24 protein-coding genes are annotated in these 14,218 nt (G+C 58.1%); 11 read left to right on the forward strand and 13 right to left on the reverse strand.

Features of this window, described 5'->3' with window-relative positions; all coding sequences use genetic code 11:
- Positions 1-181: 181 nt before the first annotated feature.
- The 8 genes from AB4Y76_RS19160 to AB4Y76_RS19195 all read right to left on the reverse strand — a co-directional run bounded on the left by AB4Y76_RS19160 (position 182) and on the right by AB4Y76_RS19195 (position 4,848).
- The gene (locus AB4Y76_RS19160) at positions 182-739 is read right to left on the reverse strand and encodes a hypothetical protein (RefSeq protein ID WP_441928222.1); all 558 of its coding nucleotides are present in this window, start codon (positions 737-739) and stop codon (positions 182-184) included.
- Positions 740-766: 27 nt separating this feature from the next.
- Positions 767-1,090: a hypothetical protein gene (locus AB4Y76_RS19165; RefSeq protein ID WP_441928224.1), complete on the reverse strand. Its 324-nt coding sequence runs from the start codon at positions 1,088-1,090 to the stop codon at positions 767-769.
- Positions 1,087-1,386, reverse strand: a complete 300-nt coding sequence (locus AB4Y76_RS19170; protein WP_441928226.1) for a hypothetical protein — start codon at positions 1,384-1,386, stop codon at positions 1,087-1,089. The genes AB4Y76_RS19165 and AB4Y76_RS19170 overlap by 4 nt, the downstream gene beginning before the upstream one ends.
- Positions 1,383-2,768 carry an RNA-directed DNA polymerase gene (locus tag AB4Y76_RS19175; RefSeq protein ID WP_441928228.1) on the reverse strand — a complete coding sequence of 462 codons (1,386 nt, stop codon included), beginning with the start codon at positions 2,766-2,768 and terminating at the stop codon, positions 1,383-1,385. The genes AB4Y76_RS19170 and AB4Y76_RS19175 overlap by 4 nt, the downstream gene beginning before the upstream one ends.
- Positions 2,746-3,120 carry a four helix bundle protein gene (locus AB4Y76_RS19180; protein WP_441928230.1) on the reverse strand — a complete coding sequence of 125 codons (375 nt, stop codon included), beginning with the start codon at positions 3,118-3,120 and terminating at the stop codon, positions 2,746-2,748. Before AB4Y76_RS19180 ends, AB4Y76_RS19175 begins: the two co-directional genes overlap by 23 nt.
- Before the next feature lie 15 nt (positions 3,121-3,135).
- On the reverse strand, positions 3,136-3,486 hold the full coding sequence (locus AB4Y76_RS19185) for a hypothetical protein (RefSeq protein WP_441928232.1): 351 nt from the start codon (positions 3,484-3,486) through the stop codon (positions 3,136-3,138).
- 48 nt (positions 3,487-3,534) lie between these two features.
- Positions 3,535-4,134, reverse strand: a complete 600-nt coding sequence (locus AB4Y76_RS19190; protein WP_441928234.1) for a DUF1566 domain-containing protein — start codon at positions 4,132-4,134, stop codon at positions 3,535-3,537.
- Positions 4,135-4,263: 129 nt separating this feature from the next.
- Positions 4,264-4,848, reverse strand: a complete 585-nt coding sequence (locus AB4Y76_RS19195; RefSeq protein WP_441928236.1) for a hypothetical protein — start codon at positions 4,846-4,848, stop codon at positions 4,264-4,266.
- Positions 4,849-4,867: 19 nt separating this feature from the next.
- Between AB4Y76_RS19195 and AB4Y76_RS19200 the strand changes: the two genes are divergently transcribed.
- The gene (locus AB4Y76_RS19200) at positions 4,868-5,080 is read left to right on the forward strand and encodes a hypothetical protein (protein ID WP_441928238.1); all 213 of its coding nucleotides are present in this window, start codon (positions 4,868-4,870) and stop codon (positions 5,078-5,080) included.
- 2 nt (positions 5,081-5,082) lie between these two features.
- Here AB4Y76_RS19200 and AB4Y76_RS19205 read toward each other — a convergent pair whose 3' ends face one another.
- From AB4Y76_RS19205 to AB4Y76_RS19220, 4 genes are all read right to left on the reverse strand, one after another.
- Entirely contained in the window at positions 5,083-5,211 is a 129-nt protein-coding gene (locus AB4Y76_RS19205) for a hypothetical protein (protein ID WP_441928240.1), read from the reverse strand.
- On the reverse strand, positions 5,208-5,348 hold the full coding sequence (locus AB4Y76_RS19210; RefSeq protein ID WP_441928241.1) for a hypothetical protein: 141 nt from the start codon (positions 5,346-5,348) through the stop codon (positions 5,208-5,210). Before AB4Y76_RS19210 ends, AB4Y76_RS19205 begins: the two co-directional genes overlap by 4 nt.
- Positions 5,345-6,067: a hypothetical protein gene (locus AB4Y76_RS19215; protein ID WP_441928243.1), complete on the reverse strand. Its 723-nt coding sequence runs from the start codon at positions 6,065-6,067 to the stop codon at positions 5,345-5,347. Before AB4Y76_RS19215 ends, AB4Y76_RS19210 begins: the two co-directional genes overlap by 4 nt.
- Positions 6,068-6,131: 64 nt before the next feature.
- Positions 6,132-6,533 carry a hypothetical protein gene (locus AB4Y76_RS19220; RefSeq protein ID WP_441928245.1) on the reverse strand — a complete coding sequence of 134 codons (402 nt, stop codon included), beginning with the start codon at positions 6,531-6,533 and terminating at the stop codon, positions 6,132-6,134.
- Positions 6,534-6,795: 262 nt separating this feature from the next.
- Here AB4Y76_RS19220 and AB4Y76_RS19225 point away from each other — a divergent pair, with 262 nt between their 5' ends.
- Entirely contained in the window at positions 6,796-7,134 is a 339-nt protein-coding gene (locus AB4Y76_RS19225) for a hypothetical protein (RefSeq protein ID WP_441928247.1), read from the forward strand.
- Between the two features lie 35 nt (positions 7,135-7,169).
- Here the strand turns inward: AB4Y76_RS19225 and AB4Y76_RS19230 are convergent, their stop codons facing one another.
- Positions 7,170-7,853, reverse strand: a complete 684-nt coding sequence (locus AB4Y76_RS19230; RefSeq protein WP_441928249.1) for a S24 family peptidase — start codon at positions 7,851-7,853, stop codon at positions 7,170-7,172.
- A gap of 70 nt (positions 7,854-7,923) precedes the next feature.
- On the opposite strand from AB4Y76_RS19230, the gene AB4Y76_RS19235 reads away from it, so the two are divergent.
- The 9 genes from AB4Y76_RS19235 to AB4Y76_RS19275 all read left to right on the forward strand — a co-directional run bounded on the left by AB4Y76_RS19235 (position 7,924) and on the right by AB4Y76_RS19275 (position 14,156).
- The gene (locus AB4Y76_RS19235) at positions 7,924-8,277 is read left to right on the forward strand and encodes a transcriptional regulator (protein ID WP_441928251.1); all 354 of its coding nucleotides are present in this window, start codon (positions 7,924-7,926) and stop codon (positions 8,275-8,277) included.
- A 552-nt stretch (positions 8,278-8,829) separates the two neighbouring features.
- Positions 8,830-9,273 (forward strand): phage regulatory CII family protein, encoded by a 444-nt coding sequence (locus AB4Y76_RS19240; RefSeq protein WP_441928253.1) that lies wholly within the window; start codon positions 8,830-8,832, stop codon positions 9,271-9,273.
- 9 nt (positions 9,274-9,282) lie between these two features.
- Positions 9,283-9,414, forward strand: a complete 132-nt coding sequence (locus tag AB4Y76_RS19245; RefSeq protein WP_441928255.1) for a hypothetical protein — start codon at positions 9,283-9,285, stop codon at positions 9,412-9,414.
- A gap of 121 nt (positions 9,415-9,535) precedes the next feature.
- The gene (locus AB4Y76_RS19250; RefSeq protein ID WP_441928257.1) at positions 9,536-9,856 is read left to right on the forward strand and encodes a hypothetical protein; all 321 of its coding nucleotides are present in this window, start codon (positions 9,536-9,538) and stop codon (positions 9,854-9,856) included.
- Positions 9,853-11,079 carry a phosphoadenosine phosphosulfate reductase domain-containing protein gene (locus AB4Y76_RS19255; RefSeq protein ID WP_441928259.1) on the forward strand — a complete coding sequence of 409 codons (1,227 nt, stop codon included), beginning with the start codon at positions 9,853-9,855 and terminating at the stop codon, positions 11,077-11,079. Before AB4Y76_RS19250 ends, AB4Y76_RS19255 begins: the two co-directional genes overlap by 4 nt.
- On the forward strand, positions 11,079-11,945 hold the full coding sequence (locus AB4Y76_RS19260) for a hypothetical protein (protein ID WP_441928261.1): 867 nt from the start codon (positions 11,079-11,081) through the stop codon (positions 11,943-11,945). The genes AB4Y76_RS19255 and AB4Y76_RS19260 overlap by 1 nt, the downstream gene beginning before the upstream one ends.
- Complete coding sequence (locus tag AB4Y76_RS19265) at positions 11,945-12,718, forward strand: ATP-binding protein (protein WP_441928263.1); 774 nt, start codon at positions 11,945-11,947, stop codon at positions 12,716-12,718. The genes AB4Y76_RS19260 and AB4Y76_RS19265 overlap by 1 nt, the downstream gene beginning before the upstream one ends.
- On the forward strand, positions 12,715-13,089 hold the full coding sequence (locus AB4Y76_RS19270; protein WP_441928265.1) for a hypothetical protein: 375 nt from the start codon (positions 12,715-12,717) through the stop codon (positions 13,087-13,089). The genes AB4Y76_RS19265 and AB4Y76_RS19270 overlap by 4 nt, the downstream gene beginning before the upstream one ends.
- Positions 13,089-14,156 carry a tyrosine-type recombinase/integrase gene (locus tag AB4Y76_RS19275; RefSeq protein WP_441928267.1) on the forward strand — a complete coding sequence of 356 codons (1,068 nt, stop codon included), beginning with the start codon at positions 13,089-13,091 and terminating at the stop codon, positions 14,154-14,156. The genes AB4Y76_RS19270 and AB4Y76_RS19275 overlap by 1 nt, the downstream gene beginning before the upstream one ends.
- The last annotated feature ends 62 nt before the right edge of the window (positions 14,157-14,218 follow it).

Genomic DNA, 14,218 nt, shown 5'->3' on the forward strand with positions numbered 1-14,218 from the left:
CGGTGCCAAGAGTAGCATCAGGTGATTCATCTCGTTCAGCGTGAAGGTGTAGAACTTCTCGTCCTTGCCGGTGCGTTCCAATTCAGCGTTGTCTTCGCGCACTTGCTGACGTACGCGGTCAATCCACTCCTGAACATCCAGCACGGTAGAGGGTTTGCTATGTACCATGGTATCTCCCTGATTAGCTGCGCAGCGCATCAACGACATAGGCAAACAGCTGCTCCGGCGAGAGCTGGAAGCGGTCGAAGTCGTAGTGGAACCCGATACCCTTGCGGCACACGCTATTTGCGTGAATGCTCGATTCTTCCAACTTAGTCATCAGCGTTACGACAATGCCGCTGTTGGGTGTGTAGTGGTATTCGCCTGCTGGCATCCTGTACTCCTCGCCTGCCGCGTATTCTTCAAGTCCGCGCACCCGCGTGCACACTGTCACATCCGCTACAGGGTAACTTTCGCGGCCACCTTTCTCGCTGCGCGGCCCGTTGTGACTGATCAAGTCATGCGTTCCACTTCCCGGCTTCACAATCTCCAGATCGACGCGCTGATTTACCTGCACACCTTTCAACACCAGTGACCTGAAGCCAAAGCGATGATTATGGATTTGCGAATGCTCAAAACATTCGCGGCGCGGCAGATCGGGATGCCATACGTGCATGCGCTGATTCCCGCCCAGCACAAGCTGGATGAAGCCCAGGCCGTGCAGGCTGATTGTTTCCTTGGTTGGGGTGAAGTCTTTCATGCTCTCTCTCCGAGTGGGGTGGGCGGCTCAATAGCCACGGTTCCAGCTGCGCTCTGGCTGGGCGTCCCAGCGGCAAAAGTCGATGAAGGTGTCGAAGCAATCGCCATATTCGAGCCAGCGCTGATAGCGTGCTGCGTGGCGGCCTGGCTTGCGGACGTTGCCCATGTCGCCATAGACGACTTCCCAGGTGGGGTGAGCATTGGCGATCACGCCGGGCTTGTCTTCGTCAAAGTTCACGCCGATGTAGTGGCCTCTGTCAGCCGCGATGATGCCGGGCTTGCCGTTGATGACGACGCGCCGCCCGATTTCAGCCGGGACTTCGTAGTGTTCGCGTACATATTCGCAGCTCATGACGCGACCTCTTCCCCATCCTTGTTAAGAGGATCTGCTTCTTTCTCGTGTGCGGCCGGGGCCGGTGCAAGTTGCAGTTGGTCGGGACGGACAGGCTTGGCGATGCCTGTCAAGTAAATCTCCACCTCGAAGCTGCCACCCGATTGCTGGCCGTGGATTGTGTGGATGAATTGGTACTTTGCTTCGTGGATGACCTGGCGCCCGGTCTGGGCGGCGCGCAGCAGCATCAATTCGTGCTTCTCCGTCGCCTCGCGAAGCTGCTGGGCGTACGATGGTCCTTGGTCGCGGTAGTTCATATGCTCCTCTGGTAGGTTTTCGTAAGCGCCTGGTTCACGGCGTGGCCGCGGCGCAGTAGCGCCCTGGCCAGAACGGCGCGGTCATGGTGGCTGCTATTTGACTGGCGCAGCAGACCGAAATAGCTGTTGGCCGTTGCGTGAACGCGATTGGCGTCAATGTCAGCCAGCCTCACGACAGCGCGGCACACGGTCTTGCGCCGCGTGTGGGTGTGCCATGGCTTAACCACATGGCCGACGAAGTCAACGCCGCGTGCTATCGGCTGCAGGATCGTCTTGCGCGGATTAAGCTGAACACCAAGGCGCGTTGGCAGAAACGCAGCGACGCTATCGTGTGCGCTCACCAGCCAGTCGCGGGACTCGTGCAGCAGGATGAAGTCATCCACATAGCGGATATAGTGGCGCGCCTTCAGCTTATGCTTCGCGTATTGATCCAGCACGTCCAGAAACACGTTGGCGAAGAACTGCGAACTCAGGTTCCCAATCGGCAGGCCAAGGTGCGACGGCTGGTTGACGAGCCGCTTGTGCGGCGGAACGCGCTCCAACAGGCGTGCGGCACTGCGCAATTCGTAGTTCTGACGCGGATCATGGAACAGGATAGTTTCGGCTAAACGAAGCCACCATGCCTCGTGAATGCGCGCGGTCAGCAGGCCATGCAGCACCTGCTTGTTGATGCTGACGAAGAAATTTGCGAGATCGCATTTCAGGTACCACGCGGGCCGGGACCAGTTCTGTGTCTGACTGCGGACCATCCCTTCCAACCGATTCAGGCCGTACAGCGTGCCACGACCTGGAATGCACGCGCAGCTGTTCGCGATGAACGAAGCGTAGAAGCGCGGCGCTACGCGATTGTATAACAGGTGATGCACGACGCGGTCGCGGAAGCCGGCTGCCCAGACTTCGCGTGCCTTCGGGTGCGTCACAACGAAACAGATCGAGCGCCCTGGTGTGTAAGACCCATCACACAACTCTTCGTGCAGCTGCATGAGGTTGCGTTCAAGGTGTTGCTCGAAGGCCAGGGCGCTCGGGGTGTTGCGCTTATTGCGGCGGCAGTCGAAGTATGCTACCACCAAGTCCTCGAAAGTGAACTCGTCTCCGTTTTGATCTGCGGACGGCGCGAGCGCGGCCGGCGTACGACTTGTGGTTGTTGTTCTGGTTGCCATTGTCGAAGTTCTGGTTCCACGCATAGTCGGAATTGTCGGCGTGCTGCGTCCCATCGTGCTATCTACGTCGCCCTGGAGAAGGCTGAAGCCGATCAACGGGGAAACTGCGCCAGGCCTCGCCGGACGCCGCTGGCCGGTTCCTGTGGTGCGCATAGCGGTGGCCTCGTGAGCCAGCGGCACGACCAGATTAAAAAGACGCTCAGGCATGATGGCCTTGACCACCGTGCTGCGGGCGTGCGGAGCTCTTCTTCCATCCTGTAGCCTGCCTGCCGATCTGCTGTGTCACCTCGATCGCTTTCGCGTACTGCGGTTGCGAAATGAAGCGCTTGTCGTGCGCCAGGCGGATCAACAATTCCGCAACCTGCAGACGCTCTAGGAGCTCTTGCAGATAGCGGAACTTGTGCTGCGCCGCGTTCGCGCGTGCGATCAGAACCGTGATGTCAACGCATTCGTCGTTGATCTTGCGCCCGAACGAGCTCTTGAAGTCCCGAGGCATGTTCTTGACCAGATCAGCTGAGAGGCTGAGCAGGTCATACGCAAGCTTATAGATCGGCAGACTGGTATGGATGGCCATGAAATTACTGAAGGACTAAATTGCTAATCTGCGGACGGCGCGAGCGTGGCCGGCGTACGACTTGTGGTCGTAGTACTGGTCGCCATTGCCGAAGTTCTGGCCCCACGCAAAGTCGGAACCGTCGGCGTGCTGCTCGCCCGACCAGTACCAGGCTGCTTGGAAGCATAGCTTGGCATTCGCGAAAAGGATGCGTTGTTCGCGGCGCGTCGGCAACTCGCCACCGGCCTTTACTGCCCATGCCTTCGCTGCGTCCCATGTAACCCCGCTCACATCACCGGGCAGCAGGAACAGGTGCGCATCGGGTGCGCCGTTCTCGCCCAGTAGAAGGCCGGCATAGACTTCGCCTGGACGAAGGTGCTGAGTCATGAAATCTTGCTTACTCATCGGTTTCTCCGAAGTTGAATTGATGAAGGACTAAATTGGCAATCTGCGGACGGCGCGAGCGCGGCCGGCGTACGACTTGTGGTAGTAGTACTGGTCGCCACTGCCGAAGCCCTGGTTCCACGCATAGTCGGAACCGTCGGCGTGCTGCGTAGACGACCAATACCAGGCCGGCACCAGTGCATCTGGCTCGTCTTCCTGCAAAGCCGGGATGGTGGTTTGGGCCGGATTCTCAGGGGTGTAAGCCGCGCCAACCGGCACACTGTTCTCGTTGACGCCTTCGTCCTCCCAATTGGTGCGCTTGGAAGGCTTGGCATTGCGATAGCACAGTTCAAGTTCGTCCTTGGACGGGATGTACCAGTCAGCGAAGCCAGCGATGTTCAGGGCGCGCACGCGCTGCGCCAGCTTGCTTCCTGCAGCCACCATGGCTTCGGTGTTGGCAAAGCCGTCGTGAGCGCTCATGGCGTCGGGCACGTTCACTGCTTCAGGATGCCACCGGCCGCTCAGTTCGCCTTCGGCGCCAGCCATGATCAGCGCGTAGGTCTTGTCGCCAGATTTGATCTGGCCGACGTAATAGCCGCCAGCGAAGGCCGCGCCAATCGCGACCAGGGTGATATGAGTGTCTTGGTTCATGATCTCTCTCAGGTTGGGTGAATGCCCTTTCGGGACGGGTATTACGAAAACCAGCTCAGAAGAAGTAGGGCCAGCAAGCCGCCGTAAAACGCAGCCTCGAGGTGTTCGACCTTGGTCGGCTTGCAGGGCTTATTCATCCTCGCCCCCAAGGTCCGCGACTTTTTGCAGCAGGGTGTAACGTTTCAGAAACGCCGCCTTCGCCTGTTCTGGAGTAAGCGGCACGATTTCGAAGTCGAGCGGCGTAACGCCAGTCAGGCAAGGCCAGTACCCGGCGCCCTCCGGCATCAAATCGCGACGCTCTGTCGCAAGTAAAACCATGTCCGCCTGCTTCACTTCCGGCGGCAAGAGCGGATCGACGCCAAAGCGAGTCAGTACCGCCTCTTCAATCCGTTTCTCGATGGCTTTGTAGTCGGGCAGAATGGCCTTGAGAGGGCTGGCAACGTCACCAATGAAGGCCTCGGTTGCGTCGTGCAGAAGCCCCGCCATCGCGTACTTCGGCGGCACGGCCAGGCTCACCAACACGCTATGCTGAGCCACCGAATAGAACTCGCGTACATGGCCCGTGAAGCGGCAGATGTTGGACAGTGCGTGAGCGATATCGCCGATGTCGAAGTCGGACTCCGATGGATTGGTAAAGCTGAAATAGCGGCCGGATTGGGTGAAGATTTCCGGGCTCATGGCTGGCGCCGCGATGCTGTGAAGACGGGCATTCATTCATGGACTCCTATCGTTGATGTTTGGCCTGAAAGGCCTGCAACCGGTTGCGCGATGCGACGACGGCGACAATGGCGCGCTGCTCATCACCGCGGAGCGCCTTCAGTTGGGCCTGAAGGGCATCAAGCCTTTGTTCGGCGTGCTGGTGTTGCGTACGCAGCCAGGCCTTCTGCACTGGACGCGCAATGCACGCAACAGCGTTCATCAGTGCAGTGATGGCGTTCTGTACTGACATCACAACACCATCACGGTTACGCCAAGCGCGCCGGCGTCATATTCGGCATCGACCAGCAGGCCGAGATCGCCGATAGCGGAGTAGGTGCGCGAGCCACCCTCAGTTTTCACTGTGATGCGGTACTTCATCGTGGCACCCGGTGGATCAAGTTCCAGCCAAGCTGGCGACGAATCTCCTCAGGCTTAGCTGGAGGAAGGCTGGAGAGCTGGCGCAGATGCATCCAGTGGCGCACCTGTTCCTTCGGTGGGTTGGTGGTCGTGGTCACGCTGCCTCCTTCGATTGAGCATTCGAATGTGCTTTCTTTGCGACGCCAGCCACCCAGCGCGGCACACCGCTTTCTGGCTGCTCTTCGCGGCATTGCATGAGGATGGCGATGAACTCTTCGAGCGCCGGGGTACGTGCGATGCCGTATGAGCTTTCGTTACCCGGCACGTGATAGAAGGTGACCGGGCAATGTGTGTAGCCGGCCTTCTTTATTACTTTGATCGCGTCCTGCAGCTTGGCGATGTACTTCGCCTGGAAGTGGCCTGACAGTCCGGGCTTAAGGGACTTCGGGTCGGGGATGAGTGACTCATAGTTTGGGAAAGTGCCGCCCTCGATCAGAGGATCACCCGCTTGAATGCAAACTTCCTGATGACCATGCACGACGGCTAAGCGGCCCTTGAGTAGCACCAGTTCGCGTTTGTCGCCCTGATGCGCACGGCATGCTGTAACGATACCGGATGCCAGATGTAACGTTACTTCGTGCTCGCACGTGGCGAGCTTGTCGTGCACCGCACCCAGAACATGGCCATTCGAGGCGGCGATGATTGCTCCGCCGTTCGGGTGCGGGCGCACATTGATGCCGTTCAGATAGTGACGCGGATCGGACTTGCCCATGAACGGCGCAACCATAGCGACGAGCATCGCCGACAGGCGCAGCTGGTCGTGATTGATCTTTTGTTGGCCCGCCGATTTGTCGGCGGTGGACGCGGTGGTGCTCATCAAAGCTCCCTGGACGAATGAAGGTGAAGCCGCGTGTTGCGGCCCGGTTCAAATTGATGAAGGACTAAATTGGCAATCTGCGGACGGCGCGAGCGCGGCCGGCGTACGAACTGTGGCCGTTGTCCTGGTAGCCATCGTCGAAGTACTGGTCCCACGCATAGTCGGAATAGTCGGCGTGCTGCTCGCCCGACCAGTACCAGGCTTGCTGGAAGTGTTCCGGCAGATTGGCGAACAGGAGCGCCTGCTCGCGGCGGGTTGGGAGTTCGCCGCCAAGGGACGCGGCGCGGGCGATAGCTTCGTTCCAGTCGAAGCGGCCTTCGTCGCCGTCCAACAGGATCAGGTGTTGATCAGGAGCGCCGTTGACGCCACGGATGATGCCGGCGTAGATGCCGCCAGCGAAGGCCGCGCCGACGGCGACAGGGATTACAGCTTGGGTGGACTCGATTGCTACTGCGACATCGTTCATGTGAACCTCCATCAGAAAAATGATGCGATGGAGTAGAGTTTAGTATGTGCTAAACGATTTAGTCAAGTAAAAACTAAACTTTCATTTAACCCGTTGTGGCGCGAGGCTCCAGCGCCGCACGGATGGTGATAATTGGTGAGATTGTTGTACTGTTTACTGCTTACAATAGGGCGCGCGAAGGCGAAATATTATCGCGATGATGTTATGACAATTAAAAAGAGGGGAATTTATGGGACCAGCTGGATGGGCAATTATGTATCTCGTGCTTGCCGTGATCGTTGCTCTGATCGCATCCAAAAAAGGTAGATCTGGAGGCGCTTTTTTTGTCGTGCTCCTGATCGTGCCGGTGCCCTTAATGATTCTGATCTCAGGCATCTTCGGCGATGACATGGAGCACAAGTCATTTGCGATGTGGTTAGGGGCGTTCCTTTGCCCCATTATAGGTTTTGTGATTGCCTTAATGAGTGACAATGCCGAGCAAGCGGCTGTCGCCCAAGGTGAGTTCGGGGACTATAGGAAGTGTCCATTTTGCGCAGAATCTGTGCGGCGCGAAGCAATCAAATGTCGTCACTGCCAGTCAAATCTAACTTCGACATCGTAACCTAAGTGACCTGCGGGAAACCGCCGAGAACTAGCTCACAGCCTGTCTTTGAAGTTTCTAGGCTCGAAACGCACCACGCGGCCGACGATGATGCATTCTCCTGCTCGGAACATTCGTCGCTCAAAGCCTGGCGCTCGATTCTCGGAAGTCAGATACCATTCACGGCCCTCGTATTTTAACCGCTTAATTACTGCTTCCCCGTCAAAGTTGATGGCATAAACACCGCCGCTCACGCGCTTTGTGTCAGCTACATTCACTACTGCGATGTCGCCGTCATACATAAGCGGTTGCATGCTCTCGCCACGGACTTTGATCGCGTATAAGCAGTGCGGAACGTAATCGTTTTGTTCAATCCATTCGAGCGGCACGTCCAGAGTGCCTCCATCTTCAAAATTCTGCTGAACTTCGAATCCCATAATCCCTGCTTGCAACCGCATAGACACCATCTTAATCGGAACTGTGTCGCGGGCCGAAGAGCCGACCGCAACCCTGCTCACATTATGCATATACGGCAGGCTATCGTCGCTTGATTCGAGTTCCGGCTCTTGGTCAAGGTATAGATCACCCATCTGATATTCGACCTCGAGACGGCGCGCTACTTTCTCGCCAAATGAGCCAGTCCCCTTGAGCTGGGAAAACAGACTCTTTTCTTTCTGTGGTGTGCCATGAAGCGCAATCCAGCGTTTCAAGTTTTCTCGGCGGCGGTCAACGATATCCATTGCAGTAGTTTAGCTTTTTCTAAAGTAGCATTCACTTGACATGAGGTTTAGCAAACACTAAACTCGTGCCATGGACCTCAAAACTTACATCTCATCCGAACGGGGACGCGCCACTCAGCTGGCCACAGCGCTGGGTGTCTCCGCTTCATATTTTTCCCAGATGGTCGCTGGCACGTCTCCTATTTCCGCCGAGCGTTGTGTGGATATTGAGGTCGCAACACGGGGAGTCGTTACGAGAAAGGATCTTAGACCAGATGACTGGCACAAGATCTGGCCTGAGTTGGCAATGCCTCAGTGTCGTCGCGCGGCCGACCCTAAGCCGGCCACTGGACGTGGTGGCCGCCAGCCACCGAATCCGCACAACGTCCTCGACACGATTCCAGAAAACGCCGTGGTATCGCCCACACCCACCAAGAAAGACTGACATGACAGATACGAACACTTGCTACATGCCCGAAGTAACAGTGTGGCCTGTCGAAGATGGATTCATGGTGCATGTCCGTCCGCGTGGAGGCAAGGCTGTGTACGTAGCCCATGGCGCGCAAATCGTGGGACTGCCGGTGTTCGCAATCAAATGCGAAGAGGGCCGACAGTCGCTCGTCCGCGCACAACCGGTTGTGGAGATTCCCCAGTGATAGCCAGGATGGCCAGCGGCGCACCTGCGAGGTCTGTTCCGATTTGCCATTGGCGATTTGTGACCCGGAATTCAAACGTTTGATCGTCATGTTGCCACATCACGTCATCACCGATGTTTGGCACAGGTAACTCGTCCGGCCACTCTAGTCCAGCAATCGACTGCGTGTGAACGGTGACTTTGAAGGCTAGTTTTGCGTTTCCCATGAGGCTGCCTTTGTTCTGTTATCGAAGTTGTGGAACGGAAATAGTAGCGCATTTGGCAAGCCTCACCCCATTTTAGGTTTTAAGAAGTATCGCTTTGCAAATAATCAATTTCTTCATTTTTTTGATAGGTCATCACATGCACATCCTCGACGCCTTCCATAAAACCGTGCACGACGCGAAAGGTGGCGTCGAGGCGCTGGCAGTACGCCTGGGCATTTCTGCACAGATTCTGCGCAACAAGGCGAATCCGAACATCACGGCCAACAAAGTCCACCTCGAAGAGGCTGACCGTGTGATGGCTCTGACCGAGGACTACGAAGTTCTGCACGCGCTGGCGCGCAATCACGGCTTTGTGTGCGTGAAGGTGCACAGCGACGCGACCGCCTCCGACCTGGCTGTGTTGGAACTGGTGGCCAAGGTGTGGGTAGCGAGTGGTGAGGTAGGTAAGGAAGTACACGCGACGCTGGAAGACGGCGTCGTTGACAAGCACGAAGTTCAGCGAGTGGAAGAGGCGGTGTATCGCGTCAACCAGAGCCTGAGTCAAATGGTAGGCCGCCTTAAAGGCATGGCCGAAAAATAAGGAGAAGAAGTGAATCAGCAATCGAATCAACAGCAGGAACAAAGCGCCGTTGGCGGCGCGCCGTTCGATCCGGGTCATGTTATGGCCCGCGAGCATTACGAGCGCCTGGCTCGCGAAGCAGCGGAAGCGAACCAGAAATAGGAAAGGCCCGCATGCAGGCGGGCCTTAGGTAGATCAACAACAAGAGGTAGACATGATAACACAGCAAAAGTTACAGCTCCCGCAAGGAATGAGTCGTACGGTACGCGCGGCTCGCTCTGGCATGATCCAGGCGGCCATCCTCGAGCGCCTTGAGCGGCAAAGCGATACGGCTGGCGTGATGGCGAAAGATTTTGGTCTCACTCCAGATTGCGTCCGCCATCACCTGGATATCCTTCGTGCTGAAGGCGCGGCGCGCCCTTGCACTTCGCGGAAGGTGCCGGGCAAGCGCGCTCCTAATCTGCTCTGGGAGTTGGGCGACAGCGATATGCTCGGCTTCGCAATCGGAGGCGTATGGTCGCGTGCGGTGCAGATCGGTATGGAGCGTGATCCGTTGGTGGCAGCGCTGTTCGGGCCTGCTGCTTCAGCAGGAGTCGCCCAGTGAATCAGATTGATTTGTTCGCCGCCGGCGCTCGACGCCTGCAAATGACCGAATCGATTGAGCTGACGATCCAGTCACTGCTCGCATACGGATCGACCCATGAGCATTGGGGTGTGGCGTGGTCCGGCGGCAAGGACTCCAGTGCGACGCTCACTCTGCTCATTTATCTTATCGACTCGGGCAAGATCCCGAAACCGAAAACACTGACCGTGTTCTACGCTGACACTCGCCAAGAGCTGCTGCCGCTCGCGCATGCTGCACAGCAGATCATGGACGAGCTGCGCGAGCGCGGCCTCGCCGTGGAGGTGGTCATGGCGCCAATGGACGACCGCTTCATGGTGTACATCCTCGGTCGCGGCGTGCCGCCCCCGAACAACAATACGCTTAGGTGGTGCACTGGCCAGATCAAGATCGAGCCGATGGAAGATGCTTTGCGCCGACGCCTTGATCAACTGGACGGCCAGATCCTGATGATTACCGGCGTACGTCAGGGCGAGAGCGCGATTCGCGATCGCCGCATTGAGATGAGCTGCAGTAAGGACGGTGCGGAGTGCGGACAGGGCTGGTATCAGCAAGTTCTGCCGAATGCTACCGGCCTTCGGGGCCGCATCGCAACGCTGGCCCCGCTCCTTCATTGGCGAGTGTGCCATGTGTGGGAATGGTTGAAGCACTGGGCGCCGACAGAAGAATTCGGTGACTGGAGCACAGCCGCCATCGCTGACGCCTATGGCGGCGATGAGGCGGAGGAAATCAACGCGCGCACCGGCTGCGTCGGCTGTCCTCTTGCTCAAGAGGACAGCGCACTCGATACGGTGCTGCTGAACGCTTCGTGGACCTACCTGGCACCCATGAAGGGAATCAAAGTCCTTTGGCGGGAGCTTCGCGAACCGCAGCATCGCCTGCGCAAGTCCGGCATCGAACGCCTCAAGGACGGCAGTATCGGTAAGAACCCGCAACGCATGGGTCCACTCACGTTGGAGGCCCGGTTGATGGGGCTGGAACGTCTTCTTGCTATCCAGGCCGAAGTGAATACCTCCGCCGCATTGTTGCGCCGGCCGCTGGTGGACATTATCAATGCTGAAGAAGAAGCGCGCATTCGTGAACTGATCAGCCTAAACACTTGGCCGGACAGATGGGATGGCAGCGAGCCGTTGGCGACAACCATCATGGACGTGGTTTATCAAAATGGTGCGGTGCAGCCGCGCCTGTTCTCGGAGACTGATTAATGGACTGGTTCCGTATGTACAGCGAGTTTGCCGCTGATCCGAAAGTGCAGAGCCTGCCGGAAGTGATGCAGCGACGTCTTGTAATGTTGTTCTGCCTGCGTTGCAGTAACACCCTCGGAACGTTACTTGATGACGAACTAGCTTTCGCCCTGCGCATCAGCGCAGATGATTTGACTGCCACCCGTGCATTGTTCGTGCAGAAGGGTTTCCTTGACGGGGAGGCCACAGGCTGGCAATTGGCGAACTGGGACAAGCGCCAGATGGCTTCTGACTCCAGTGCGCCACGGGTCGCCAAGCACCGCGCGAAGCTGAAAGCGCAAGCGGAAGCGATGGCGAGACGTATCGGTAACGTTACCGAATCGGCCCAGAACAGAACAGAACAGAACAGAGAAGAAGGTAAACCTCTTGGCGCATCCGCGCCGGGAGAGTTGCCAGGCTTTGAGCCGCCGCCAGAGGTCAAGGCAAAAGCACCAAGGGCTGGTAAGCCTGCTGATGCCGACTTTGAGAAAGCATGGGCGATGTATCCGGCGCGCGAGGGCGGAAATCCGAAGAAGGAAGCGCTGGCAGCCTGGAGCGCTCGCCTGCGCGAAGGCGAAACTGCCGAAGTCATGCTGGCTGGCCTGGAGCGCTACAAGGCCTATGTCGCGGCAGACGGAAAGATCGGCTCGCGCTACGTGCTGCAGGCTGCGACGTTCTTCGGGCCAGGCAAGCGCTACCTCGAAGCGTACGCGATCTCTCGTGGCAAGACCGGGACGAAGGCACTGATGCTCGTGGCTGGCAATGACCATAGCGGCGCGCGCGCGGCCATGAACGCAAGCATTGCCGCGCGTGGTGGCGCCGTCGATGTTGATGTGAATCTGGGTTGATGGGAGGCGACATGCAAAAGGCAGGGGATTTTCTCGCCTCCGTAGCGGGGCGCATGAAGATGGTCAAAGGCAGCTGCGAAGAGCACGGTGAGGCTGATGTGCTGGTTCGTCTCGATCGCCCGGATTGGTATTGCCCGGTTTGCCTGGATCGGAAGACGAAGGAGGAAGAGGAAAATTACCTCAAGAACCAGCGAGTGGGGTGGATGCTGGAAGGCGCCAAGATTCCGAGCCGCTTCTTCGGGCAGCGATTCATGGTCCGCTCGGAAGAGCACGCGGCCGTCAAGCATCAGGTAGCCGCATTCCGCGACTTCGTTGTTCAGCAGGGCGGCTGGGCCTCGCTCGTACTCACCGGTATAACCGGAACCGGTAAGTCGTTGCTGGCGTGCGAACTTCTGGAGAGCATGATCAGGAAGCGTGCAGTGTCGGGGCGATATGTCACGGCTGGCGGCATGATTTCCGAAATTCAGGCCACGTACAGTTCTGATACGCGCAGCCAGGAAGAGGAGATTGCGAAGTTCAGCGCTTACGACCTGCTCATCGTGGACGAGGCCGATGCGATACCGCAGAAGGACGGCGCACCCAGCGCGAACGCGCTGCTTCTGATGAATGAGATATACAACCGCCGTTACAGTAACGGTCGCGCCACCGTTACGATCAGCAATCAGCTATTCGAGACTCTGAACCATTTTCTGGGTGATCGCATCTTTAGCCGCATTAACCAGAACATGTATCAGTGCGCGCACACCTGGGCAGACGAACGGAGGGCAGCATGAAGTCGGCCTGCGAAAGCGCGAACCTCGCTTTGGCCTCCCTCCTGGGTTGGACCGAGATCGTCGCTGTCGGCGACGGCATGCTGCTTGGCCGCCCGCCCAGCGGTGAGCCCGCATGCCGTGGTCAAGCCGCGGTGCCTGACTGGTGCGGCAGCTGGAATGCCTGCGGTCCTCTGATGGTCGAACACCGCTGCTTCCCGGAATTAGGACTGGTGGATCGTAACCTGATTTATGTGCAGCGCGACGGTAAGCCGCTTGGGCATCTCGTCGTCGGTGATTTCCCGAGCCTTGACCATGCCGTGCGCACTGCGGTGGTCTACGCCGTGATCATGCGGCTCAAGACTTTGGCGCAGCTGAAAGGAATGGTGGCCTGATGGGGGTGACGGTCTGGCGCCACAAGCTGAGCGCGGTCTTCCATTACCGGTTCCAGGTGAATGGCAAGCGCATTCAGCGTAGCACCCGACTTCGCCTTCGCGCACCAGCGGAAGATCTGGCCGCCAAAGAGTACGCAAATGCGCTCATCATCGCGAACGGCGGCCAGCCAATACCGACCCTCCGTGAGATGTTCGACCAGTGGACGGTCCTGCGCGCACCGGTCGCAAGCTGTCATCATCGGCGATCAGTCGATGTTGTCCGCCGCCTTCATTTATATGATCTGGGCGATAAACCGCTGAATCTGTTGACCACGGAGACAATCGAATCCGCCCGCAACAGGCACCTTGAGACTCATGCACCATCGACGGTCAATCACTGGTTGCGCGTGATCAAACTGGTCGTTAACTGGGCGGTCGCCCGCGAGATTCTTCCACGCCTGCCGTGGAAGGTGAAGATGATGAAAGTGCAGAAGAAGCCGCGGTCCATCATGCCAATGCAGGTCGTCACCGTCTGGTTGGCCGAAGTGGACGCGGCGGCCAGCAACAAGTCGATGGGGACGGCAATCCGCATGATGTTCGGCGCCGGTCTGCGCGAAGCAGAGGCCGCTGGCGCGCGCTGGGAATGGATGGACTGGGAGCGCGGCACTTACACCCCTGGCGAAACGAAAGGGCGGGAAGCCGTGCCGGTCCCGCTGCCGGCATGGCTGCTTGAACATCTGGCGCCACTGCGAAAAGACTCGGGACTGATCGCCCCTCGCGCGGATGGCAACCGCTTTGGCAGTGGGTTTGCCCGGCGCGTTATCCATATCGCGAACCAGAAAAGCAGCGTCAACGGCATTACGCCACACCGCCTGCGTGGCAGCTTTGCGACGCTGCTACTTGAAGCAGGAGCCACCTTACGCACCGTCCAGGAGGTCATGCGACACAAGAGCCCGCTGACCACGATGGAGTACATCGAGTCGAATATGGAGACGGTCGTGGCGGCGCAGCAACGTATCGCCGAAAAAACCGGAATGTTAAGGCGCGAAAGTGGCGCGATGCAGCAAAGCGAACTTAGTGAAACCTGAAACACATGATTATCAACAGTCATCAGACAAACGCATACGAGGCGCGTCCTGAAGCGTCCGAA

It is taken from the genome of Marmoricola sp. RAF53, from assembly GCF_052114005.1.
Lineage (GTDB): Bacteria > Actinomycetota > Actinomycetes > Propionibacteriales > Nocardioidaceae > Marmoricola.

What these genes read in the sequence shown, in the direction of transcription:
- AB4Y76_RS19160 (WP_441928222.1), bottom strand. Translation starts at nt 739, where the DNA reads ATGAAAGACTTCACCCCAACCAAGGAAACAATCAGCCTGCACGGCCTG.
- AB4Y76_RS19165 (WP_441928224.1), bottom strand. Translation starts at nt 1,090, where the DNA reads ATGAGCTGCGAATATGTACGCGAACACTACGAAGTCCCGGCTGAAATC.
- AB4Y76_RS19170 (WP_441928226.1), bottom strand. Translation starts at nt 1,386, where the DNA reads ATGAACTACCGCGACCAAGGACCATCGTACGCCCAGCAGCTTCGCGAG.
- AB4Y76_RS19180 (WP_441928230.1), bottom strand. Translation starts at nt 3,120, where the DNA reads ATGGCCATCCATACCAGTCTGCCGATCTATAAGCTTGCGTATGACCTG.
- AB4Y76_RS19185 (WP_441928232.1), bottom strand. Translation starts at nt 3,486, where the DNA reads ATGACTCAGCACCTTCGTCCAGGCGAAGTCTATGCCGGCCTTCTACTG.
- AB4Y76_RS19190 (WP_441928234.1), bottom strand. Translation starts at nt 4,134, where the DNA reads ATGAACCAAGACACTCATATCACCCTGGTCGCGATTGGCGCGGCCTTC.
- AB4Y76_RS19195 (WP_441928236.1), bottom strand. Translation starts at nt 4,848, where the DNA reads ATGAATGCCCGTCTTCACAGCATCGCGGCGCCAGCCATGAGCCCGGAA.
- AB4Y76_RS19200 (WP_441928238.1), top strand. Translation starts at nt 4,868, where the DNA reads ATGTTTGGCCTGAAAGGCCTGCAACCGGTTGCGCGATGCGACGACGGC.
- AB4Y76_RS19205 (WP_441928240.1), bottom strand. Translation starts at nt 5,211, where the DNA reads ATGAAGTACCGCATCACAGTGAAAACTGAGGGTGGCTCGCGCACCTAC.
- AB4Y76_RS19215 (WP_441928243.1), bottom strand. Translation starts at nt 6,067, where the DNA reads ATGAGCACCACCGCGTCCACCGCCGACAAATCGGCGGGCCAACAAAAG.
- AB4Y76_RS19220 (WP_441928245.1), bottom strand. Translation starts at nt 6,533, where the DNA reads ATGAACGATGTCGCAGTAGCAATCGAGTCCACCCAAGCTGTAATCCCT.
- AB4Y76_RS19230 (WP_441928249.1), bottom strand. Translation starts at nt 7,853, where the DNA reads ATGGATATCGTTGACCGCCGCCGAGAAAACTTGAAACGCTGGATTGCG.
- AB4Y76_RS19235 (WP_441928251.1), top strand. Translation starts at nt 7,924, where the DNA reads ATGGACCTCAAAACTTACATCTCATCCGAACGGGGACGCGCCACTCAG.
- AB4Y76_RS19240 (WP_441928253.1), top strand. Translation starts at nt 8,830, where the DNA reads ATGCACATCCTCGACGCCTTCCATAAAACCGTGCACGACGCGAAAGGT.
- AB4Y76_RS19250 (WP_441928257.1), top strand. Translation starts at nt 9,536, where the DNA reads ATGATCCAGGCGGCCATCCTCGAGCGCCTTGAGCGGCAAAGCGATACG.
- AB4Y76_RS19260 (WP_441928261.1), top strand. Translation starts at nt 11,079, where the DNA reads ATGGACTGGTTCCGTATGTACAGCGAGTTTGCCGCTGATCCGAAAGTG.
- AB4Y76_RS19265 (WP_441928263.1), top strand. Translation starts at nt 11,945, where the DNA reads ATGGGAGGCGACATGCAAAAGGCAGGGGATTTTCTCGCCTCCGTAGCG.
- AB4Y76_RS19270 (WP_441928265.1), top strand. Translation starts at nt 12,715, where the DNA reads ATGAAGTCGGCCTGCGAAAGCGCGAACCTCGCTTTGGCCTCCCTCCTG.
- AB4Y76_RS19275 (WP_441928267.1), top strand. Translation starts at nt 13,089, where the DNA reads ATGGGGGTGACGGTCTGGCGCCACAAGCTGAGCGCGGTCTTCCATTAC.